The organism is Streptomyces cylindrosporus (genome assembly GCF_022698165.1).
In the GTDB taxonomy this organism is placed as follows: Bacteria; Actinomycetota; Actinomycetes; order Streptomycetales; family Streptomycetaceae; genus Streptomyces; species Streptomyces cylindrosporus.
The window spans coordinates 63,226-85,029 of record NZ_JALDAY010000023.1 but is presented as its reverse complement, the minus strand read 5'-3'; the positions used below and the strand labels follow the sequence as shown (position 1 = coordinate 85,029).

General features: G+C 71.6%; 22 protein-coding genes. 6 read left to right on the top strand and 16 right to left on the bottom strand.

All coding sequences use genetic code 11. From position 1 onward, the window contains the following. Positions 1-16 precede the first annotated feature (16 nt). A complete protein-coding gene (locus tag MQP27_RS49125) occupies positions 17-2,542 on the bottom strand; it encodes an ATP-dependent Clp protease ATP-binding subunit (RefSeq protein ID WP_242778537.1) in 2,526 nt (841 codons plus the stop codon). Positions 2,543-2,972: 430 nt separating this feature from the next. Here MQP27_RS49125 and MQP27_RS49120 point away from each other — a divergent pair, with 430 nt between their 5' ends. Continuing rightward, positions 2,973-3,674, top strand: coding sequence for an SCO3374 family protein (locus tag MQP27_RS49120; protein ID WP_242778534.1), 702 nt, complete (start codon positions 2,973-2,975; stop codon positions 3,672-3,674). Here the strand turns inward: MQP27_RS49120 and MQP27_RS49115 are convergent. The 10 genes from MQP27_RS49115 to MQP27_RS49070 all read right to left on the bottom strand — a co-directional run bounded on the left by MQP27_RS49115 (position 3,653) and on the right by MQP27_RS49070 (position 11,812). Beyond that, complete coding sequence (locus MQP27_RS49115; RefSeq protein ID WP_242778531.1) at positions 3,653-3,988, bottom strand: histone-like nucleoid-structuring protein Lsr2; 336 nt, start codon at positions 3,986-3,988, stop codon at positions 3,653-3,655. The genes MQP27_RS49120 and MQP27_RS49115 overlap by 22 nt on opposite strands. 228 nt (positions 3,989-4,216) lie before the next feature. Beyond that, positions 4,217-4,759: an amino-acid N-acetyltransferase gene (locus MQP27_RS49110; RefSeq protein ID WP_242778529.1), complete on the bottom strand. Its 543-nt coding sequence runs from the start codon at positions 4,757-4,759 to the stop codon at positions 4,217-4,219. 9 nt (positions 4,760-4,768) lie between these two features. Further along, positions 4,769-5,170, bottom strand: a complete 402-nt coding sequence (locus MQP27_RS49105) for a BlaI/MecI/CopY family transcriptional regulator (protein WP_242778652.1) — start codon at positions 5,168-5,170, stop codon at positions 4,769-4,771. 174 nt (positions 5,171-5,344) lie between these two features. Next, the gene (locus tag MQP27_RS49100; protein ID WP_242778525.1) at positions 5,345-5,524 is read right to left on the bottom strand and encodes a hypothetical protein; all 180 of its coding nucleotides are present in this window, start codon (positions 5,522-5,524) and stop codon (positions 5,345-5,347) included. Positions 5,525-5,598: 74 nt separating this feature from the next. After that, complete coding sequence (locus MQP27_RS49095) at positions 5,599-6,243, bottom strand: hypothetical protein (protein ID WP_242778649.1); 645 nt, start codon at positions 6,241-6,243, stop codon at positions 5,599-5,601. A 121-nt stretch (positions 6,244-6,364) separates the two neighbouring features. Next, positions 6,365-7,162: a type III pantothenate kinase gene (locus MQP27_RS49090; RefSeq protein ID WP_242778522.1), complete on the bottom strand. Its 798-nt coding sequence runs from the start codon at positions 7,160-7,162 to the stop codon at positions 6,365-6,367. 9 nt (positions 7,163-7,171) lie between these two features. Next, a complete protein-coding gene (gene nadC, locus MQP27_RS49085; RefSeq protein ID WP_242778519.1) occupies positions 7,172-8,158 on the bottom strand; it encodes a carboxylating nicotinate-nucleotide diphosphorylase in 987 nt (328 codons plus the stop codon). Between the two features lie 5 nt (positions 8,159-8,163). Further along, positions 8,164-9,888, bottom strand: coding sequence for an L-aspartate oxidase (locus tag MQP27_RS49080; protein WP_242778516.1), 1,725 nt, complete (start codon positions 9,886-9,888; stop codon positions 8,164-8,166). Next, complete coding sequence (panC, locus tag MQP27_RS49075; RefSeq protein WP_242778513.1) at positions 9,885-10,886, bottom strand: pantoate--beta-alanine ligase; 1,002 nt, start codon at positions 10,884-10,886, stop codon at positions 9,885-9,887. Before panC ends, MQP27_RS49080 begins: the two co-directional genes overlap by 4 nt. Further along, positions 10,883-11,812 carry a Rossmann-like and DUF2520 domain-containing protein gene (locus MQP27_RS49070; protein WP_242778510.1) on the bottom strand — a complete coding sequence of 310 codons (930 nt, stop codon included), beginning with the start codon at positions 11,810-11,812 and terminating at the stop codon, positions 10,883-10,885. The genes panC and MQP27_RS49070 overlap by 4 nt, the downstream gene beginning before the upstream one ends. Before the next feature lie 162 nt (positions 11,813-11,974). Between MQP27_RS49070 and MQP27_RS49065 the strand changes: the two genes are divergently transcribed. Next, positions 11,975-13,180: a threonine aldolase family protein gene (locus tag MQP27_RS49065; protein WP_242778507.1), complete on the top strand. Its 1,206-nt coding sequence runs from the start codon at positions 11,975-11,977 to the stop codon at positions 13,178-13,180. On the opposite strand, the gene MQP27_RS49060 is transcribed toward MQP27_RS49065, so the two are convergent. Beyond that, entirely contained in the window at positions 13,170-13,385 is a 216-nt protein-coding gene (locus tag MQP27_RS49060; RefSeq protein WP_242778504.1) for a hypothetical protein, read from the bottom strand. The genes MQP27_RS49065 and MQP27_RS49060 overlap by 11 nt on opposite strands. A 157-nt stretch (positions 13,386-13,542) precedes the next feature. Between MQP27_RS49060 and MQP27_RS49055 the strand changes: the two genes are divergently transcribed. Then, the gene (locus tag MQP27_RS49055; protein WP_242778501.1) at positions 13,543-14,643 is read left to right on the top strand and encodes a DUF5937 family protein; all 1,101 of its coding nucleotides are present in this window, start codon (positions 13,543-13,545) and stop codon (positions 14,641-14,643) included. Between the two features lie 16 nt (positions 14,644-14,659). Here MQP27_RS49055 and MQP27_RS49050 read toward each other — a convergent pair whose 3' ends face one another. The 3 genes from MQP27_RS49050 to MQP27_RS49040 form a co-directional block, all read right to left on the bottom strand. Next, on the bottom strand, positions 14,660-15,292 hold the full coding sequence (locus MQP27_RS49050) for an AAA family ATPase (protein ID WP_242778498.1): 633 nt from the start codon (positions 15,290-15,292) through the stop codon (positions 14,660-14,662). A 49-nt stretch (positions 15,293-15,341) separates the two neighbouring features. Continuing rightward, positions 15,342-16,013 (bottom strand): response regulator, encoded by a 672-nt coding sequence (locus tag MQP27_RS49045; protein ID WP_242778495.1) that lies wholly within the window; start codon positions 16,011-16,013, stop codon positions 15,342-15,344. Between the two features lie 102 nt (positions 16,014-16,115). Continuing rightward, positions 16,116-17,324, bottom strand: coding sequence for a sensor histidine kinase (locus MQP27_RS49040; RefSeq protein WP_242778492.1), 1,209 nt, complete (start codon positions 17,322-17,324; stop codon positions 16,116-16,118). Between the two features lie 118 nt (positions 17,325-17,442). On the opposite strand from MQP27_RS49040, the gene MQP27_RS51555 reads away from it, so the two are divergent. Next, positions 17,443-18,693 carry an SAM-dependent methyltransferase gene (locus MQP27_RS51555; RefSeq protein WP_242778489.1) on the top strand — a complete coding sequence of 417 codons (1,251 nt, stop codon included), beginning with the start codon at positions 17,443-17,445 and terminating at the stop codon, positions 18,691-18,693. 30 nt (positions 18,694-18,723) lie between these two features. Here the strand turns inward: MQP27_RS51555 and MQP27_RS49030 are convergent, their stop codons facing one another. After that, entirely contained in the window at positions 18,724-19,875 is a 1,152-nt protein-coding gene (locus MQP27_RS49030; protein WP_242778486.1) for an NADH-quinone oxidoreductase subunit D, read from the bottom strand. 31 nt (positions 19,876-19,906) lie between these two features. On the opposite strand from MQP27_RS49030, the gene MQP27_RS49025 reads away from it, so the two are divergent. Both MQP27_RS49025 and MQP27_RS49020 read left to right on the top strand, forming a co-directional pair. Continuing rightward, positions 19,907-20,419, top strand: a complete 513-nt coding sequence (locus MQP27_RS49025; protein ID WP_242778483.1) for a PH domain-containing protein — start codon at positions 19,907-19,909, stop codon at positions 20,417-20,419. Continuing rightward, positions 20,416-21,753, top strand: coding sequence for a PH domain-containing protein (locus MQP27_RS49020; protein WP_242778481.1), 1,338 nt, complete (start codon positions 20,416-20,418; stop codon positions 21,751-21,753). The genes MQP27_RS49025 and MQP27_RS49020 overlap by 4 nt, the downstream gene beginning before the upstream one ends. Positions 21,754-21,804 lie beyond the last annotated feature (51 nt).

Below are 21,804 nucleotides of genomic sequence, written 5' to 3'. Positions count from 1 at the left end.
ACTCACCCCCGAAGGGCTACGCCTCCTTGCTCAGGTTGGGCCCAGCCCCACCCGCGGCCTGCTCGATCGGCGGGACGTCCGGCAGTGCCGACTTCTCCTCGCCGCGGAAGGTGAAGGTCTGGGTCTCGCCCTCGCCCTCCGTGTCGACGACCACGATGTGACCCGGACGCAGCTCGCCGAAGAGGATCTTCTCCGACAGCGTGTCCTCGATCTCGCGCTGGATCGTGCGACGCAGCGGCCGCGCGCCCAGCACGGGGTCGTAACCCTTCTTGGACAGCAGCTCCTTGGCGGACTGGGAGAGCTCGATGCCCATGTCCCGGTCCTTGAGGCGCTCGTCCACCTTGCTGATCATCAGATCGACGATCGCGAGGATGTCGTCCTGGGTCAGCTGCGGGAAGACGACGACGTCGTCGACGCGGTTGAGGAACTCGGGGCGGAAGTGCTGCTTGAGCTCGTCCGAGACCTTGTTCTTCATGCGCTCGTAGTTCGACTTCGTGTCGCCCGAGGCCGCAAAGCCCAGGTTGAAGCCCTTCGAGATGTCCCGCGTGCCGAGGTTGGTCGTCATGATGATGACCGTGTTCTTGAAGTCCACGACCCGGCCCTGGGAGTCGGTCAGGCGACCGTCCTCCAGGATCTGGAGAAGGCTGTTGAAGATGTCCGGGTGCGCCTTCTCGACCTCGTCGAAGAGGACCACCGAGAACGGCTTGCGCCGCACCTTCTCCGTCAGCTGGCCGCCCTCCTCGTAGCCCACGTAACCGGGGGGCGAACCGAAGAGACGCGAGACCGTGTGCTTCTCGCTGAACTCCGACATGTCGAGGGAGATCAGCGCGTCCTCGTCACCGAAGAGGAACTCCGCGAGGGCCTTGGAGAGCTCGGTCTTACCGACGCCGGACGGGCCCGCGAAGATGAACGAACCACCGGGGCGCTTCGGGTCCTTGAGGCCCGCACGCGTACGACGGATCGCCTTCGAGAGCGCCTTGACGGCGTCCTTCTGGCCGATGACCCGCTTGTGGAGCTCGTCCTCCATGCGCAGCAGACGCGAGGACTCCTCCTCGGTCAGCTTGAAGACCGGGATGCCGGTGGCGGTCGCGAGGACCTCGGCGATCAGCTCGCCGTCGACCTCCGCGACGACGTCCATGTCGCCGGCCTTCCACTCCTTCTCGCGCTTGGCCTTCGCCGCCAGCAGCTGCTTCTCCTTGTCGCGGAGAGAGGCCGCCTTCTCGAAGTCCTGGGAGTCGATGGCCGACTCCTTGTCGCGACGCACGCCCGCGATCTTCTCGTCGAACTCGCGGAGGTCCGGCGGCGCGGTCATCCGGCGGATGCGCATCCGGGAACCGGCCTCGTCGATCAGGTCGATCGCCTTGTCCGGCAGGAAGCGGTCCGAGATGTAGCGGTCGGCCAGGGTCGCGGCCTGGACGAGGGCCTCGTCCGTGATCGAGACGCGGTGGTGGGCCTCGTACCGGTCACGCAGACCCTTGAGGATCTCGATGGTGTGCGGGAGCGAGGGCTCGGCGACCTGGATGGGCTGGAAGCGGCGCTCCAGGGCCGCGTCCTTCTCCAGGTGCTTGCGGTACTCGTCCAGCGTGGTGGCGCCGATGGTCTGCAGCTCACCGCGGGCCAGCATCGGCTTCAGGATGGAAGCCGCGTCGATGGCGCCCTCGGCGGCACCCGCACCGACCAGCGTGTGCAGCTCGTCGATGAACAGGATGATGTCGCCGCGGGTGCGGATCTCCTTGAGTACCTTCTTCAGGCGCTCCTCGAAGTCACCGCGGTAGCGGGAGCCGGCGACCAGCGCGCCGAGGTCGAGGGTGTAGAGGTGCTTGTCCTTGAGGGTCTCGGGCACCTCGCCCTTGACGATGGCCTGGGCGAGGCCCTCCACGACGGCGGTCTTGCCGACGCCGGGCTCACCGATCAGGACCGGGTTGTTCTTGGTACGGCGGGACAGCACCTGCATGACCCGCTCGATCTCCTTCTCGCGCCCGATGACCGGGTCGAGCTTGGACTCACGAGCGGCCTGGGTGAGGTTCCGGCCGAACTGGTCGAGGACCAGGGACGTCGAGGGGGTGCCCTCGGCAGGCCCGCCGGCGGTGGCGGTCTCCTTGCCCTGGTAGCCGGAGAGCAGCTGGATGACCTGCTGCCGCACCCGGTTGAGATCAGCGCCCAGCTTGACCAGGACCTGGGCGGCGACGCCCTCGCCCTCGCGGATCAGGCCGAGCAGGATGTGCTCCGTGCCGATGTAGTTGTGGCCCAGCTGAAGGGCCTCGCGGAGCGACAGCTCCAGGACCTTCTTGGCACGGGGGGTGAAGGGGATGTGCCCGGACGGGGCCTGCTGGCCCTGGCCGATGATCTCCTCCACCTGCTGGCGGACCGCCTCGAGCGAAATCCCGAGGCTCTCAAGGGCCTTGGCGGCGACACCCTCACCCTCGTGGATCAGGCCCAGGAGGATGTGCTCGGTGCCGATGTAGTTGTGGTTGAGCATCCGGGCTTCTTCCTGAGCCAGGACGACAACCCGCCGCGCGCGGTCGGTGAACCTCTCGAACATCGTTAATCGCTCCTCAGAGCGGTCAGGCAGTGGGGGGAACTTCCCCTCCCTGTCCTTCCGCAGCTTAGTCCCGCAAGCGGGGACCGCTCATTCCAACTGCCGACACCGTCCTTGGCCTCCTGACCCCGAACGCCGACATCTGCTCCAACCCGATGGTGCGAGACGATGTTCCCGCAGGCCAGGCAGTTACCCCCACCATCAGTACGCCGATGGCGAACGTGAGACCACCTTGCCTGCGTGTCGCCCCCTCCCACTAGGGATGTCTTACCCGCTGGGACTGACACTCCATGCCGCGCGCACCGGTTCGCTCCGCTATGGGCGAACAACCTTGCGCCTCCCCGCACCCCCGCACGCCCCCTCTTTCGGCACTCTGCGCATTCGCCGGAACACCCAGCGTAACTCGCGGGTGCTTCGGGCGGTTGCACTTGGCATGGTTGGCAGCCACCCTCCGGTCACCTCCTCCGCTCTCCCCACAGACCGCGCGGACCGCCCGGACCGCACGACGGTCCCGCTGGTCCCGCTCCCTCGCCGGCCGCTCGATCCGGACGCCCGGCCCGGCGATCGGGTCCGCCGGTGGTACGAGAACGAACTGGGCTGGGCCACGGTGCCCGCGACACGCGAGAACCCCGGAGGGAACACGGGATTTCCGGTACGGCTGCGGGTGGGCGACCGTTTCGACGTACTGGACGTGCCGGCCGAGGCGGGCCGTGCGGGCCTGCGCCATCTCGTGGCGGGCTCGCCGGTGGCGCTTCAGGGCGGGCGGATGCGGCTGCTGGTGGCCGCGGGCAGCGCGGAGGAGCTGCCGGGGCTGCTGGAGTGGCTGGAGTGGCGGGTGCCGGCTCTCGATCTGACGGCGCTCGGCGAGGGCGCGCTCATGGACGCGCCGTTGCCCCCGGGGCGACGGGACGCCGCACAGGGGGCCGCCGTATGGCTGCGGCCCCCCGAGCCGGGGTGCGAGGTCGAGGCCTCGCTGCCGACGATGTCGGCCGTGGGGGGCGTAGGGGGCGCCCCCGATCTCGTACGACTCGTGGACACGGTGGCAACGCAGTGCCACCGGTTGCGGCTGCGGCGCGGATGCGCGCAGCCGCCGGCCTTTCCACCGGCCAGCGATCAGGCGTTGGCCTTCTCGTAGGCCTCGCGAATGGACGCGGGGACACGGCCGCGGTCGTTGACCTCGAAACCGTTCTCCTTCGCCCACGCGCGAATCTGCGCGGTGTCCTGGCTGCCACCGGAAGCCGCACGCGTCTTTCCGCGACCGCCCGAGGCGCGGCCTCCGGTACGACGACCGCCCTTCACGTAAGGGTCGAGAAGGCCACGGAGCTTGTCCGCATTGGCGGTCGTGAGATCGATCTCGTACGTCTTGCCGTCCAACGCGAACGTAACGGTCTCGTCCGCCTCGCCGCCGTCGAGGTCGTCGACAAGAAGGACCTGAACCTTCTGTGCCACCGGATTTCCTTTCATCCATAACTTGCGGGCCTGGGGTCTGCGGCGTCCGCCGTTTCGCCGTCCCCTGTTATATGCAGTACTGCAGTACGTCGGAAAGCAAACCGCTTTTGCGGGAAAAACACAAACCCCCGGGAGAGACCGACAGCCCGCCTCCGGTCCGGAAACATGCGCGTTTCGGACATAGGGAGCCTGGGCATGGGCCGCGGAATACGCAGCGATGATCGGCGATCACAGATGCAGAAGCATCCGGCTGTTGCCCAAGGTGTTCGGTTTCACCCGTTCGAGACCGAGGAACTCCGCCACGCCCTCGTCATAGGAACGCAGTAGCTCGGCGTAGACATCGGTGTCGACGGGTGTCTCCCCGATCTCGACGAAGCCGTGCTTGCCGAAGAAGTCCACTTCGAAGGTCAGGCAGAAAACGCGGCGAACTCCCAGCCAGCGCGCGGTGTGCAGCAACTTCTCCAGAACCCGGTGCCCGACTCCGGCGCCCTTGAGGCCGGGCTTCACCGCGAGAGTGCGGACTTCCGCGAGGTCTTCCCACATCACGTGCAGGGCGCCGCACCCGACGACCTCCGCGTTGTCGTCGCGTTCGGCGACCCAGAACTCCTGGATGTCCTCGTAAAGCGTCACCGTCGCTTTGTCGAGCAGGATGCGCTCACGGACGTACGTGTCAAGGAGTCGGCGCACCGCGGGGACATCGCTGGTACGGGCCCGCCGGACGGTGATGGCTTTAGCGCTGACTTCGGGGCCTTCGGGGCTCTGCACTGACATGAGCGGACGCTATCGCCCGCCGCCGTCCGGTGCGGAGCCGGGGTTCTCCTCGCCATCCGCGGGCCCGGATGTTTCCGCGGCCTCTTCCGGCCCTTGGACGATCCGTACGGCGTCGCGCAGGGCCTGTCGCTGTTCCTCGCTCATCATCCCGAAGAACGCGACGAGAGCGGCGGCCGGGTTGTCACTCTGGGACCAGGCGTCGTTCATCAGGGCGGCGGCGTAGGCGGCCCTGGTGGAGACGGCCTCATATCGATAGGCCCGGCCTTCCGCCTCACGGCGCACCCAGCCCTTCTGATGGAGATTGTCCAAAACGGTCATCACCGTGGTGTACGCGATGGACCGTTCCTGCTGAAGGTCTTCCAGGACTTCTCGAACGGTCACCGGGCGGTTCCACTTCCACACCCGCGTCATGACCGCGTCTTCGAGTTCTCCCAATGGGCGAGGCACAGCTCAGCACAATAGTGGGAGAACTCGGCATTGGCGTGCCGGACGTGCACTTTCACCGGCAAACGGCAACAAAAAGGGCGTACGGCTCGGAAAACGAGAGCCGTACGCCGGTGCCGGACACGCCCGTGGCGGGCGCGGTCAGCCTTCGGTCTTGGCGGAGCCCTGGCGGACGCCCTCCGCGCGCGCGATGGCGGCGTCGACGGCCGCGTCCTCCTTGGCCTTGTTGGCCCCGCCCTGGGTCTTCACGATCACCCTGATCACGCCGATGAAGAACACGGCCATGACGACCGGGGGCACGAGCGCGGAGACGTAGTCCATGCGTCCAGGTTAGCCACGCCCCGAAAGGGGGCCGATGGCGGGGTTCGGTGCATTCGGTCCCCGGGGCGCCCGGTTCAGCCCGCGGCGAGTTCCTGGGGCGGGTTCGGCGCGGGCGGCGGGGTCGGCTTGCGGCGCGGGAAGACCTCGCCGGGGGTGGGGATGGGGCGGGTCGGCTTCGGGGTGGCCGGGGCCGGCTTGGGGGCCGCCGGCTTGTCCGCGGGCTTCCGCTCCGGCTTCTTGGCGGGGTCCTGGTCGGCGTCCCCGGCCACGGGTCCCGAGAGGCCGCCGGGGAGGGCCGTGAGGCGCGTGCGGGAGGCGGGGACGACCGGGGAGGCGTGGCGGGCCGTTCCGCGCGCGAGACGGGCGCGTACGTCCTGTTCCGCGAGGATCTGGCACCGGTCCAGGAGGGCCGCCGCGACCGGGTTGCCGCGCAGCGCCCTCAGCGCGGCGAGGTCGTCCGGGTTCGGGCGGTACGCGGCGCCCAGCGCCTCCTCCAGGAGCGTGAGGTAGCCGGCGGCGGTGCCGGGCAGGGCGGCGCGGTAGCGGGCGAGGTCGGCCACCAGGAAGGCCCGCAGCCGGGCACCCTCGCGCATCGCCTCGTCGAGGGAATCGGCGAGGCGGAGGCAGTCCTGGACGTCCTCGGCCGAGGCGGGGCTTGGGTGGAGGGCGAGGGCGAGCGCGCGGCGGAGCACACGCAGCTCCTCCGCGCCGAACGCCATGCCGCCGCGGGATCCGTATGGCGTGGGCATGCGGCGACGATACGCGCTAATCAGACAAACTCGACATAGGGGGGCGGTGTGGCGCAGCCGCGCCACCCGGTTGCTCTCCCACCCGTCGCGGTCACATACGGGACACGTTCCGCTCGTACACCAGCCGCAGCCCGACCAGCGTCAGCCACGGCTCGTGCTCGTCGATGACCGAGGACTCGCCCAGGACCATCGGCGCCAGGCCGCCGGTCGCGATGACCGTGACGTCGTCGGGGTCCTCGGCGAGTTCCCGCGCCATGCGGCTGACGACCCCGTCGACCTGGCCGGCGAAGCCGTAGATGATGCCGGACTGCATCGCCTCGACCGTGTTCTTGCCGATGACGCTCCGGGGGCGCGCCACCTCGATCTTCCGCAGCTGCGCGCCGCGGACGCCGAGCGCCTCGACGGAGATCTCGATACCGGGGGCGATCACACCGCCGACGTACTCCCCGCGCGCGGAGACGGCGTCGAAGGTGGTCGCCGTACCGAAGTCCACGACGATCGCCGGCCCCCCGTAGAGCTCGACGGCCGCCACCGCGTTGATGATGCGGTCGGCGCCGACCTCCTTGGGGTTGTCGGTCAGGATCGGCACACCGGTCTTGACGCCCGGCTCGACGAGGACGGCGGGCACGTCGCCGTAGTAGCGGCGGGTCACCTCGCGCAGTTCGTGCAGCACGGAGGGGACGGTGGCGCAGATGGCGATGCCGTCGATGCCGTCGCCCAGTTCGTCGCCGAGCAGCGGGTGCATGCCCATCAGGCCCTGCAGCAGCACGGCCAGCTCGTCGGCGGTGCGGCGCGCGTCCGTGGAGATGCGCCAGTGCTCGACGATGTCGTCGCCGTCGAAGAGGCCCAGGACGGTGTGCGTGTTCCCTACGTCGATCGTCAGCAGCATGGGGGTTACCTACTCCGCCGCTCGCAGGTCGAGACCGATGTCGAGGATCGGCGAGGAGTGGGTGAGGGCGCCGACTGCGAGGTAGTCGACGCCTGTGTCGGCGTACGCCTTGGCGTTGTCCAGGGTGAGGCGGCCGGAGGCCTCCAGGGCGGCCCGGCCGTGCACCAGGGCGACGGCCTCCTCGCACTCGCCGGGCGTGAAGTTGTCCAGCAGGATCAGGTCGGCGCCCGCGTCGACGACCTCGCGCAGCTGGTGCAGGGTGTCGACCTCGACCTCGATCGGCACCTCCGGGAAGGCCTCCCGTACGGCCTTGAAGGCCGGCGCGACACCGCCGGCGGCGACCACGTGGTTGTCCTTGACCAGGGCCGCGTCGGAGAGCGACATGCGGTGGTTGACGCCGCCGCCGCAGCGCACCGCGTACTTCTCCAGGGACCTCAGGCCCGGCGTGGTCTTGCGCGTGTCACGCACGCGTGCGTTCGTGCCCTCCAGTGCGTCCGCCCACGCGCGCGTGGCGGTCGCGATGCCGGACAGGCGGCACAGCAGGTTGAGGGCGCTGCGCTCGGCGGTGAGCAGGTCACGCGTGCGCGTGGTGACCGACAGCAGCTTCTGCCCGGCCTCGACCCGGTCACCGTCCTCGACGTGCCGCTCGACCTCGAACTCGTCCTCGCACACCACGGAGATCACCGCTTCGGCGACCCTGAGCCCGGCCACGACGCCCGCCTCGCGCGCGGTGAAGTCGGCGGTGGCGACGGCGTCCTCGGGAATGGTCGAGACGGTCGTGACGTCCACGCCGCCGTCCAGGTCCTCCTGGATGGCCACGTTGGCGATGTCCTCGACCTCCACGGGGTCGAGTCCGGCGCCGGCCAGGAGCTCGGCGAGCGCGGGATCGAGCCCGCACTCCAGGTATTCGGCGTATTCGGCGTCCTCGCCGGCGCCACAGGCACAGCCGTCGCCGCAGCCGCCGTTCGACGCGAGGGGAAGGTCGGGGGTGCTCACTTCTGTCACTGCTCCTGGTGGCGCTGCTGGGGCTGCTGTGTCGGGGGGAAGTCTGGGGTATCGGTGGTGTGTACGGCGAGCGTGCGGTCCGGATTCAGCCGTACGACGATGTGGCGCCGCCATGCGGTGTCGTCGCGCTCGGCGTGGTCCTCGCGCCAGTGGCAGCCGCGGGTCTCCTCGCGCAGCCGGGCGGCGGCGACCAGGACGCGGGCCACGCACAGGAGGTTGGTGGACTCCCAGGTGTCGACGCCGGGCTCGGCGGTCTTGCCGTTCTCGTCGAGGGCGTCGCGGGCCTCGGTGTGCAGCCGCTGGAGCTCGTCGGCGGCCTGGGCGAGGGAGTCGGCGGAGCGCAGGACGCCCGCGCCGCCGGTCATGATCCGCTGGATGGCGAACCGGGCCTCGGGGGCCAGCAGCGGGTGCGCGGGCACCTCGGGGTGCTCGACGGGCTCGGGCACGCGCGCGTGGAGGCCGTTCGCGGCGTGCGCCGCCGTGATGTCGGCGGCGATGCGCTCGGCGTAGACGAGGCCTTCGAGGAGGGAGTTGGAGGCGAGCCGGTTCGCGCCGTGCACGCCGGTGCAGGCGACCTCGCCGCACGCGTACAGGCCCGGCACGGTCGTACGGCCCCGGGAGTCGGTGCGCACGCCCCCGGAGGCGTAGTGGGCGGCCGGCGCGATCGGGATGGGGTCGGTGACCGGGTCGATGCCGTGGGCGCGGCAGGCGGCCAGGATGGTCGGGAAGCGGTGCTCCCACATGTCGGCGCCGAAGTGCCGGGCGTCGAGGAACATGTGCTCGGCGTCCTGCTCCAGCATCCGGCGCAGGATGCCCTTGGCGACGATGTCCCGGGGCGCGAGCTCGGCCAGTTCGTGCTGCCCCACCATGAAGCGCACGCCGTCGGCGTCGACCAGGTGGGCGCCCTCGCCGCGCACGGCCTCGGAGACGAGTGGCTGCTGGCCCTCGGCGTCCGGGCCGAGGAAGAGCACGGTCGGGTGGAACTGCACGAACTCCAGGTCGCTCACCTCCGCGCCGGCCCGCAGTGCGAGTGCCACGCCGTCGCCGGTCGACACCGACGGGTTGGTGGTGGCGGAGAAGACCTGGCCCATGCCGCCGGTCGCGAGGACCACCGCGGGGGCGTGCACGGCGCCCACGCCGTCGTGCTGGCCCTCGCCCATGACGTGCAGGCTCACACCCGCCGTACGGCCGTCGCCGTCGGTCAGCAGGTCGAGGACGAGCGCGTTCTCGATCGTGCGCACCCCACGCGCGCGTGCCGCCTCGACCAGCGCTCGGGAGATCTCCGCGCCGGTGGCGTCGCCGCCCGCGTGCGCGATGCGCCGGCGGTGGTGGCCGCCCTCGCGGGTGAGTTCCAGGGCGCCCTCCTCGGACTCGTCGAAGTGCGCGCCGGTGGCGATGAGCCGCCGTACGGCGTCCGGGCCCTCCGTGACGAGGATCCGTACCGCCTCCTCGTCGCACAGGCCCGCGCCGGCCACCAGGGTGTCGTCCAGGTGCTGTTCGGGGGTGTCGCCCTCGCCGAGCGCGGCGGCGACGCCGCCCTGCGCCCAGCGGGTGGAGCCGTCGTCGAGGCGGGCCTTGGTGACGACGACGGTCTTCAGGCCGGCGGCCTCGCAGCGCAGGGCCGCGGTGAGTCCGGCGACCCCGGAGCCGACCACCACCACGTCCGCGTTGATGGACCATCCGGGGGCGGGCGCGTGCAGTCGTATGCCTGTGCTGGTCACGAGGCGGCTCCGAGGGTTCCGAAAGTGAGTGGAAGGTTGTCGATCAACCGGGTCGTCCCGACCCGGGCGGCGACGGCCAGGACGGCCTCGCCGGTGAAGTCGTCCTCGATCTCGGTGAAGTCGGACGGGTCGACGAGAGCGAGGTAGTCCAGTTCGAGCGGCGGGGACAGGCGCGCGGCCTCGTCGAGCACCAGACGGGAGGCGGCGCGTACGGCCGAGGGGGAGCCCGGGAGGGATTTCGCGACGGCGTGCGCGTCGGCCGCGGCGCGCGACTCCCCGAGGGCGCTGAGCGCTTCGGCACGCGCGTGCGTGGCGGGCACCTCGCGGGCCCGTGCGCGCAGCGCCTCCTGCGCGGCGTGCCGGTCGCGGCCCGCGAACAGCGCGTGCGAGAGGGAGAGCGCCGTGCGCCGCTCGTCGGGCGAGAGGTAGCGGTTGCGGCTGGAGAGGGCGAGCCCGTCCTCCTCGCGCACGGTGGGGACCCCGACGATCTCCACGCCGAAGTTCAGGTCGCGCACCATGCGGCGGATCAGGGCGAGCTGCTGGGCGTCCTTCTGGCCGTACAGGGCGACGTCGGGGCGGATGATGTGGAGCAGCTTGGCGATGACGGTGAGCACGCCGTCGAAGTGCCCGGGGCGCGAGGCGCCCTCCAGGCGCTCCCCCATGGGGCCCGCGCTGATGCGCACCTGGGGCTCGCCACCCGGGTAGACCTCGTCGACGGAGGGCGCGAACACGACGTCCGCGCCGGCCTCTTCGGCGATCTTGATGTCGGCGTCCAGGGTGCGCGGGTAACGGTCGAGGTCCTCGCCCTTGCCGAACTGCAGGGGGTTCACGAAGACGGTGACGACGACCTCGCCGTCCGGTCCGGCGATCTCGCGGGCGGTGCGGACCAGGGTGGCGTGGCCCTCGTGCAGGGCGCCCATGGTCATCACCACGGCGCGGCGGCCGGTACGCGTGCGTGCGTGCAGTTCGTCGGCGGTGCGCAGCAAGGTGGTGGTCATCGGGCGTCTCCCTCGGCGCCGTTGGTCCCGGTGGCGAGCACTCCGAGGAGGTCCTCGGCGAGTTCCGGCTTGAGCAGCCCGTGCGCGAGCGCGCGGTCCGCGGTGGCGCGGGCCATCGCCAGATAGCCGGCGACGGTCTGCGGGGCGTGCCTGCGCAGCTCGGCGACGTGCGCGGCGACCGTGCCCGCGTCCCCGCGTGCGACCGGGCCGGTCAGGGCCGCGTCGCCGGAGCGCAGGGCGTTGTCGAGGGCGGCGCCGAGGAGCGGGCCGAGCATCCGGTCGGGCGCCTCCACGCCGGCTTCGCGCAGCAGCTCCATCGACTGCGCGACCAGCGTGACCAGGTGGTTCGCGCCCAGGGCGAGCGCCGCGTGGTAGAGCGGGCGCCGCTCCTCGGCGATCCATTCCGGTTCGCCGCCCATCTCGATGACGAGGGCCTCGGCGGCCAGCCGCAGTTCGTCGGGCGCGGTGACGCCGAACGAGCAGCCGGCGAGGCGCTGGACGTCCACGGGCGTGCCGGTGAAGGTCATCGCGGGGTGCAGGGCCAGCGGCAGCGCGCCCGCGCGCAGGGCAGGGTCCAGGACCTTCGCGCCGTACCGCCCGGAGGTGTGCACGAGCAGCTGCCCCGGCCGTACGGCGCCGGTCTCGGCGAGGCCCTCGACCAGGGCGGGCAGGGCGTCGTCAGGGACGGTCAGCAGCACCAGGTCGGCGCGCTGGAGCACCTCGGCGGGCGGGACGACCGGGACCTCGGGCAGCAGCTGTGCGGCGCGCCTCCTGGACGCCTCGGAGACCGCGGAGACGGCCACCGGGCGGTGCCCGGCGAGCTGGAGGGACGCGGCCAGTGCGGGACCCACGCGGCCGGCGCCGACGACGCCGACGGTGAGCCGCGCGGGGCGGTCCTTGGGATCTGGCAGTTGGCTTGTACTCACGCGACGGCGGCCTTCCCGTTCCAGTCCGCTCCGGGTACCGGACGATTTCTCGTCATGTTAACGCTATCGGTTCGAGGGGCGTTCGGTTGTCCACAGGCTGTGGGTTTCCGCACACCCGAAATCCGGGTGCCCGCACGGGGCCGGCGCGGGATGATCCGGGCCATGAGTGATACGGCGGAACAGGGCGAGCAGATCTCCGACATCTCGGATACATCCGATGAGGAAAAGGCCAAGCGGCGCCGTAAACGGCGCGTCAGCGCGTACCGGAGCGCCAAGCGCACTCTCGCGCGCCCCGGCTTCCTCGGCACGCTCCGCGAGCGCCTCGCGCTGCTGGACGGCGCCGGGGACCTGTACGACCTGGACGAGTCGGCGGACATCTACGGCAACGGCGTCGTCGAGGCCCTGGAGGATAAGGTCGCCGGCCTGCTCGGCAAGGAGGCCGCCGCGTTCTTCCCGACCGGCACGATGGCCCAGCAGGCGGCCCTGCGCTGCTGGGCCGGGCGCACCGGGAACCCGACCGTCGCCCTGCACGCCCTCGCTCACCCCGAAGTGCACGAACGCAACGCGTTCAGCCAGGTCAGCGGCCTGCGCCCGGTCCGCGTGACCAGCGAGCCCCGGCTCCCGACCGCCGACGAGGTGCGCGACTTCGAGGAACCCTTCGGCGCGCTGATGCTGGAACTGCCCCTCAGGGACGCCGGTTTCGTGCTGCCCACCTGGGAGCAGCTCACGGCCGTCGTGGAAGCCGCGCACGAGCGCGACGCGGTGGTGCACTTCGACGGCGCGCGCCTGTGGGAGTGCCCCGTCCACTTCGGCCGCCCCCTGGAGGAGATCGCGGGCCTCGCGGACAGCGTCTACGTGTCGTTCTATAAGTCCCTCGACGGCTACGGGGGCGCCGCGCTCGCCGGCCCGAAGACACTCGTCGAGGAGGCGAAGACCTGGCGCCACCGGTACGGCGGCCAGGTCTTCCAGCAGTTCCCGACGGCCCTGTCGGCTCTCGCGGGCCTGGAGCGGGAGCTGCCCCGGCTGCCCGACTACGTCACCCACGCGCGCGTGGTCGCCGCCGCGCTGCGCGAGGGGTTCGCCGCGGCCGGGGTGCCGTGGGTGCGGGTGCATCCCGAGGTGCCGTACACGCACGACTTCCAGCTCTGGCTGCCGTACGACGTCGACGTCGTCTCGGAGGCCGCGATCCGGCAGGGCGAGGAGACGGACACGATGCTGTTCGCCAATGCGTGGGACGCCAAGGGCCCGGGCCTGGCGTTCACCGAGGTGTACGTCCGGGCCGCGGGCTTGGAGTGGACCGCCGACGACGTGCAGGCGGCGGTCGCGGAGTTCGTCGCCCGCCTACCCGAGGAGGCGGTCAGCAAGTAGAGCGGGAGCGCGGACGCAGCCACCGGCCCCGGGCCAGCCGTATCCGCCCGTGGGCCGGCCGCTCGGCGAGGACCGCGAGGAACTGCCGGTAGTCCCGCCACTCGCGCGCGACCTGCCATTCATGGGCACCCGGCGCGGGCGGTGCGGGCTCGCCGAGCTGCTGGGCACGGTAGGTGTCGAGGAGGTACTGCTGCGTGATGCTCATGGCCGATCGCCTTCTCGGGACGTGGAGTGAGGGTTCGTGGGCTCCGCGGCTGCCCCGGTGGTCCCACGTTGCGCCGGTACGGCGGGGAAGTCGCGTCGATTGACGGGCGCCGTCAATCGGGGAGGGCGCTGTCAGTGGCGGGGTGCACCATGAGGTCATGAGCGTGCGCATCGACATCGCGGGGCTGCGGCCGGAGAGGGTCGCCGTCGTCCCCTCCCCCCTGGCCGAGCTCGGCATGGCGCTGCACGCGCTGTCCGAGCCGGGGCACCACCCGGGGCTCCAGGGCTGGGTGACGGGCGTGAGCGCGGGCCTCGACCCGCATCTGGCCGACCGGATGTGCGACGCCGACTTCCTGTGGACGACGACGTTCTCGGACCTGTTCCTGCCGTACGCGGGCCTCCCCGGCGGCGCCGTGCCGGGTGCCACGCTGGCCGAGGAGCTGGACCTGCTGGACAAGCTGACGGACGAGCAGTTCGTCGACGCGGCACTGGAGTTCAGCTGCGCCATGTCGTACGGCGTCGGGGCCGGCTGGCTCGTCGACGCCGCGCTGGGCCGGCGCGCCCTGGACCTGGCCGCCGCGCGCGGCCCGCGCCAGGAGCGGTTCACCGAGCTGCTGCTGACCGACCCGCCCAAGATCCGGGCCTGGCTGCGGCAGTTCCTGGAGGACTGCGACGAGGCGTTCTTCGCGGAGGCCTGGTCGCGGCTGCGCCACCAGCTCACGGCGGACGCCCGCCACAAGACCGAGCTCCTGCGCCGCAAGGGCCTGGCCGAGGCGCTGTCCGCCGCGTCCCCGGCGGTCACGCTCGACGAGGCCGCCGCCGAGATCACGGTCGACAAGCTGAGCGTGGGCCGCACCACCACGGGTGACGGCGCGCTCCTCCTCGTACCGACCAGTCTCGGCTGGCCCCACCTCGCCGTCCTGTACCGGCCCGGCTGGCAGCCCGTGCTGCACTACCCGGTCGGCTCCCCGGAGTTGGCCGCCCCGCCGTCCGTCGAGCAGCTCGCGCTGCGGATGACGGCGCTGTCCCACCCGGTCCGGATGCGGATGTGCCGCTATCTGGCCCGCAGCGCCTACACCACGAGCGAGCTGGCCCAGGCGCACGGCATGACGGCCCCGGAGATATCCCGGCACCTCGGCGTCCTGAAGAAGGCGGGCCTGGTCACCACCCGCCGCCGCGGCCGGTACGTCCAGCACCAGCTGGACATATCCGTGGTCGCCCGGCTGGGCAGCGACTTCCTGGAGGGCATCCTGCGCTGAGCCCTCAGCCGGGCCGTCAGTCGAAGCGGATGTGCCGGATCCCCACCCGCGCCTGCCGCAGACGGGTCCGCAGGGCGCCTTCGTTGTTCGGCCGCAGCGTCAGGCCGGCCAGGACGGCGATGCGGTCCGCCGTCTTCGGCACGGTCGAGTGGTCGGTCCACAGGTGCTCGGCGAACTCCGGCTCCCGCAGCCGCTCCAGACAGTGGTCGAGCTGCTGCACGGCCCAGGTCTCGCGTCCCAGACCGGCGTTCTTCCCGGCGACGTACTGAAGGAGGTGCCCGAAGCCGCGCTCGCGCAGCCGCCGCAGGACGGTCTCGCGCTGGGCGAGGAGCGTGAAGTGGCGTACGTCGTGGCCGAGTTCCCGCAGCCGGCCGACGGTCTCCTCGAAGTAGCCGGAGTCCGTGACGGTCATGGGCACGATCACGACCCCTTCGTGCTTGGTGAGCGCCAGGTCGAGCACCTCGACCACGCCCTGCCGCCAGGAGGCCAGGTCCTGGAAGTTCCCGCGCAGTTCGGGCGGGAGCGTGCGGCGCAGACCGAAACCGGCGTGCTCGGGGTCGCAGATCACGCTGCCCGTCAGGCGCCGCTGGAGCTCGTGCGCGGTCTGTGTCTTGCCGCCCCCGAAAGGGCCGTTGATCCACAGGAGCATGCGCAGACCCTAGTGGCCACCGGTTACACGGGGGTCACGCGCCCGTGGATCAGCCGTGCCCGCCCGCGCGCACCAGGCCCGTCTCGTACGCCAGGACCACCACCTGGACCCGGTCCCGCAGCCCCAGCTTGGTGAGGATGCGGCCGACATGGGTCTTCACCGTCGCCTCGGACAGCACCAGCCGGGCGGCGATCTCGCCGTTCGACAGGCCTTGCGCGACGAGGATCATGACCTCGCGCTCGCGGTCGGTGAGCCGCTCCAGCTCCTTGTGCTGCGGCTCCTTGCCGGCGCTGGGCAGCATCGGGGCGAACCGGTCCAGGAGGCGGCGCGTGGTCGACGGGGCCACCACCGCGTCGCCGCTGTGCACCGAGCGGATGGCGGTGAGGAGTTCACCGGGCGGCACGTCCTTGAGCATGAAGCCGGAGGCGCCCGCCTTCAGCCCGGAGAAGGCGTACTCGTCGAGGTCGAAGGTGGTCAGGATGAGCACCTTCGGCGGGTTCGGCTCCTGGCAGATGCGCCGTGTGGTCTCCACGCCGTCCAGCTTGGGCATGCGCACGTCCATGAGTACGACGTCGACGTCCGTCGAGCGCAGCACCTGAAGGGCCTCGACGCCGTCCCCCGCCTCCGCGACGACCTCCATGTCCGGCTGCGCGGCGAGCACCATCCGGAACCCGGTGCGCAGCAGCACCTGGTCGTCGACGAGCATCACGCGGATCGTCATCGGGGCCTCTTCCATCTCCGTGTACGAGGGTTGTCGCGTCCACAAGGGTTGTGTACGTGCACCGGGGTTGTTACAGGTGTCAACAGGGGGCGTGCGTCGACGTCAATGCGCCGGTTTGAGCGGGAGCAGCGCGCTGATGCGGAATCCTCCGCCGGGGCGCGGGCCCGCGTCCAGGGTGCCGCCGACCATACCGACCCGCTCGCGCATTCCGATGAGGCCGTGCCCCTGCCCGTCGATGCCGCCCTCCTCGTACAACTCGTGCGGCGCGCCCTTGCCGTCGTCCTCGACGAGCAGGCCGAGCCCGTCGTCGAAGTACACCAGCCGCACGCTCGCGCCCGTGTTGGGCCCGCCGTGCTTGCGGGTGTTGGTGAGGGCCTCCTGCACGATCCGGTACGCGGTGAGCTCGACGCCGCTGGGGAGCGGGCGCGGGGTGCCCTCCACCTTGAAGTCGACGGGCAGCCCCGAGGTGCGGCACTGCTCGATCAGCTCGTCGATCTGCTCGACGTCCGGCTGCGGGACGTACTCGCCGACCTCCTTGTGCTCGCCGGTGCGCAGCACGCCGAGCAGGCGGCGCATCTCGGCGAGGGCCTGGCGGCCGGTGGACGAGATCGTCTCCAGGGCCTTCTTCGCCTGGTCGGGGGCGGTGTCGAGGACATAGGCGGCTCCGTCGGCCTGCACCACCATCACCGAGACGTTGTGCGCGACGACGTCGTGCAACTCGCGTGCGATCCGGGCGCGTTCGGCCGCGACCGCGACCTTCGCCTGCGCCTCGCGCTCCTTCTCCAGCCGGGCGTTGCGCTCCTCCAGCTGCGCGAAGTAGGCGCGGCGGGTGCGGATGGAGTCGCCGAGCACCCAGGCGAGCGCGAACGGGACGGTCTGGAAGATCACTATCGCGAGGTTGCCCAGTGCGCTGCTCTGCTCGTTCGGCCAGCGCAGCTGCGCCACGGCGGCCGCGCCCAGGCCCGTGGCCAGCGCCAGCCGGGAGGCCCAGCGGGCGCCCGTCGCGGCCACCGTGTAGACGATCACGAGCATCGCGAAGTCGGCGGGCGTCGTCGCGACGTTCAGCGCCACCTGCGCCACGCCGAGCCCGATCGTCAGCAGCAGCATTTTCTCCGGCATACGGCGACGCAGCGCGATCACCAGGCACAGCAGCAGCACGATCGGAACGATCAGCGCCGGCGAGTCGCTGCCCCGGCCGTTCTCACCACGGACGGACATGCCTCCGGCGACCGAGATCCCGAACAGGATGACGGCCCAGAAGGTGTCGACCCCGGTCGGGTGTCTGCGAAGGAAGTCATAGAGGCGCTGCACGTAACCCAGAGTAGGGAAGCGTGATGCGTGCAGGGGTCAACCGGAGGACCGATCCGCACCCCGCGCGCATACTCCGCAAGGTGGAGGCTCCGTTCCTCTGTGCGCTTAGCCTGGGCCGGTGACGGGTGAGACGACGGGCGAGTGGCAGGGCTGGCGGACGGCGACGGAGGCCGCCCTCTACGGGCCCGGCGGCTTCTACCGCCGCCCCGAGGGCCCGGCCGGCCACTTCCGTACGTCCGTGCACGTCTCCCCGCTGTTCGCCGAGGCCGTCGCCCGGCTGCTGTGCCGGGTCGACGAGGCCCTGGACCGGCCCGCGCGCCTCGATTTCGTCGACATGGCGGCGGGCCGCGGCGAACTGGTCACCGCCGTCCTGGCCGCCCTGCCCGCCGACGTGACGGCACGCGTGCGTGCGTACGGCGTCGAACTGGCCGACCGCCCCGAGACCCTCGACACACGCATCGAGTGGCGCACATCACCGCCATCCGGCATCACCGGCCTGCTGTTCGCCAACGAATGGCTCGACAACGTCCCGGTCGAGGTCGCCGAGGTGGACGGCGAGGGGGTGGCGCGCCGGGTTCTCGTACGCCGCGACGGCACCGAACGCCTCGGGGAGCCCGTCGGCGGCGCGGAGGCGCGATGGCTGGCGCGGTGGTGGCCGCTGCCGGACGAGGAAGGGCTCCGAGCCGAGATCGGGCTGCCGCGGGACGAGGCCTGGGCGGGCGCGGTCTCGGCCGTGGAGCGGGGGCTCGCGGTCGCCGTGGACTACGCGCACTCCGCGGATTCGCGCCCCCTGTTCGGCACGCTCACGGGCTTTCGCGCGGGGCGCGAGACGGCGCCCGTGCCGGACGGGTCGTGCGACATCACGGCGCATGTGGCGCTGGATGCTTGTGCGGCTCGTGGAGCGATGGAGGCAAGTGGGAGCGCGGAGGTCGGTGGGGGTGTGGAGGCGAGTGGGCGCGTGGAGGCGAGCAGCGGCGTGGAGGCCCGTGGGGGCGCGGAAGCCCGCGGGGGCTCGGAAGCCCGTGGGGGCGCGAAGGCAAGTGGCGGCCCGGAAACCCGTGAGGGCGCGAAGGCAAGTGGGGGCGCGGTAGGTAGGGCGGGCGCCGGCGCGAGCGAAGGGGCGTGCGCGGCGCTCAACACCGCGCACGAGGGCTTCCGCGCGCGCCTCCTGCGCCAGCGCGACGCCCTGCGCGCCTTGGGCATCGCAGGCGCACGCCCCCCGCTCGCGCTCGCGACCGCACAACCCGCCGCCTACGTACGCGCCCTCGCGAGCGCCGGTGAAGCCGCCGAACTCACCGCCCCCGGCGGCCTGGGCGACTTCGGCTGGCTGCTCCAGCCGGTAGGAATTCCGGACCCACTCGCGGGATGAGAGAGCCCTGCCTTCCCGCGTTACTTGCCGTTACTTGTCGATGTCCCCGACCACGAAGAACAGCGACCCCAGGATCGCCACCATGTCCGCGACCAGCGTGCCGGGGAGGAGTTCCACGAGGGCCTGGATGTTGTTGTACGAGGCCGAGCGCAGCTTCAGGCGGTACGGGGTCTTCTCGCCCTTGCTGACGAGGTAGTAGCCGTTGATGCCGAGCGGGTTCTCGGTCCAGGCGTAGGTGTGGCCCTCGGGTGCCTTCAGGACCTTCGGGAGGCGCTGGTTGATCGGGCCGGGCGGCAGTTCGGCGAGCCGGTCGAGGCAGGCGTCGGCGAGGTCGAGGGAGTTGTGCGTCTGCTCCAGGAGGCACTCGAAGCGGGCGAGGCAGTCGCCCTCCTGCCGGGTGACGACCTTGAGAGTGTCCTGCAGTTCCCCGTAGGCGAGATACGGCTCGTCCCGGCGCAGGTCGAAATCGACGCCCGAGGCGCGCGCGATGGGCCCGCTCACGCCGTACGCGTGCACGGTCTCCGGCGCGAGCGCGCCCACGCCCCGCGTGCGCCCCCGGAAGATCTCGTTGCCGAGCACCAGGTCGTCGAAGCGGTCCATGCGGGAGCGCAGGGCCGCGACGGAGGCACGCGCGCGTGTGGTCCAGCCGGCCGGCAGGTCCTCCTTGAGGCCGCCGACGCGGTTGAACATGTAGTGCATGCGCCCGCCGGAGATCTCCTCCATGACGTGCTGGAGCTCCTCGCGCTCCGTGAAGGCGTAGAAGATCGGCGTGATCCCGCCGAGCTCCAGCGGGTACGAGCCGAGGAACATCAGGTGGTTGAGCACCCGGTTGAGCTCCGCGAGCAGCGTGCGCGTCCACACCGCGCGCGTGGGGACCTCCATGCCGAGCATGCGCTCCACGGCAAGGACGACGCCGAGCTCGTTCGAGAAGGCCGACAGCCAGTCGTGCCGGTTGGCCAGCATGATGATCTGGCGGTAGTCGCGCGCCTCGAAGAGCTTCTCCGCGCCGCGGTGCATGTACCCGATCACCGGCTCCGCGTGCGTGATGCGCTCGCCGTCCAGCACCAGGCGCAGCCTGAGTACGCCGTGCGTGGACGGGTGCTGCGGCCCGATGTTGAGCACCATGTCGGTGCTCTCCGCGGCGCCGCCGATACCGACCATGGTCTCCGTCGTGGGAGTCATGGACACAGTCTCTCCTACGTACGCTGGCCGTATGGAGACGGGGAGCCCGCGCGGCACGGGCACGACGGGGGACGAGGCGGCAGAACCGGTGTGGACCGGGCTGCCGCCGGGGCTGCTGCGGATGCGGCGGCTGTTGCTGGTGGTGTGGCTGGGGCTGATCGCCCTCGCTCTGGGTCTGCTACTCGGTCTGCTCGCTGGCCCCGGCTGGGCGGCGTTCGCGCTGCTGCCGCTCGCGCTCATGGCCTGGGGCTGGGTGCTGCTGGGCCGCAACTGGCGCTCCTGGCGGTACGCCGAGCGCGCCGACGACCTGCTGATCAGCCGGGGCGTGCTGTGGCGCGAGGAGACCGTCGTGCCGTACGGGCGCATGCAGCTGGTCGAGGTGACCTCCGGGCCCGTCGAGCGGCACTTCGGGCTGGCCAGCGTGCAGCTGCACACGGCGGCCGCGGCGACCGACGCGACCATCCCGGGTCTCGATCCGGCCGAGGCGGAGCGGCTGCGCGACCGGCTCACCGAGCTCGGCGAGGCCCGATCGGCGGGCCTGTGACCGCGCCGGGCGTCGACGACGCCGTACGCGCGAAGGAACCCGTCACCGAGCGTCGGCTGCATCCCATAACGCCGCTTCGGCGGGCGTGGGCGCCGGTCGCGGTGCTCATCGGGTGGGCGGTGCACGACCCCGACCAGGCGCAGCGGCAGCTGACCAGACTGACGGCCACCACGCTGCTCATCGCCCTCGCCGTGCTCGTCCCTGCGGCCGCCCTGTACGGCTTCCTCACCTGGTGGTTTACGCACTTCGCGGTGACCGAGTCCGAACTGCGCATCCGTACCGGCCTGTTGTTCCGCCGTACCGCGCACATCCGGCTGGAGCGCATCCAGGCGATCGACGTCACCCAGCCGCTCCTCGCGCGCGTGGCGGGCGTCGCCAAGCTGAAACTCGACGTCATAGGCACCGACAAGAAGGACGAACTGGCCTTCCTGGGGGAGCGCGAGGCGCGTGCGCTGCGCGCGGAACTGCTGGCGCGCGCCGCCGGGTTCGCGCCCGAGACGGCGCACGAAGTCGGGGAAGCGCCGGCGCAGGTTCTGCTGCGCACGCCCCCGCTGCACCTCGCGATCTCCCTCGTGCTGACGGGCGCCACCTGGGGCTCCCTGGCCGCCGCGCTCGTCGTGCCACCGGTCCTGTGGCTCGCCACCCACAGCGTGTGGACGGTCCTCGCGACCGGCGTGCCCCTGCTCGGCGCGGCGGCCACGAGCAGCGTGGGGCGCTTCGTCGGGGAGTACGACTGGACGGTGGGCGAGTCGCCGGACGGGCTGCGCATCGACCACGGGCTGCTGGACCGTACGCACGAGACGGTGCCACCGGGGCGGGTGCAGACCGTGCGGATCGTGGAACCGCTGCTGTGGCGGCGGCGCGGGTGGGTGCGGGTGGAGCTGGACGTGGCCGGTTCGTCCAACTCGGTGCTCGTGCCGGTCGCTCCGCGCGAGGTCGCGGAGGCCGTCGTCGCGCGCGTGCTGCCGGGGGTGACCGTGCCGGCCGCCGCCGCGCTGTCGCGGCCGCCGCGGCGGGCCGGACGGTGCGTGCCCCTGTGGTGGCGTGGTTACGGGCTCGCGGTCACCGACACGGTGTTCGCGGCGCGGCACGGGCTGTTGAAGCGGAGCCTGGCGCTGGTGCCGCACGCCAAGGTGCAGAGCGTACGGCTGGCCCAGGGGCCCTGGGAGCGGCTGTGGCGGCTCGCCGACGTCCATGTGGACACGGGGGCCAACAAGACCGTCACAGCCCGTCTGAGGGACGCGCAGGAGGCGGCGGAGCTGCTGCGGGGGCAGTCGGAGCGGTCGCGGACGGGGCGCCGGGACGCCCGGCCGGACCGGTGGATGGCGTCGTAGGGCGCGCCGCCGGTGTCGTACGACGACCGGCGAGCACCCCGCCACCCGGTG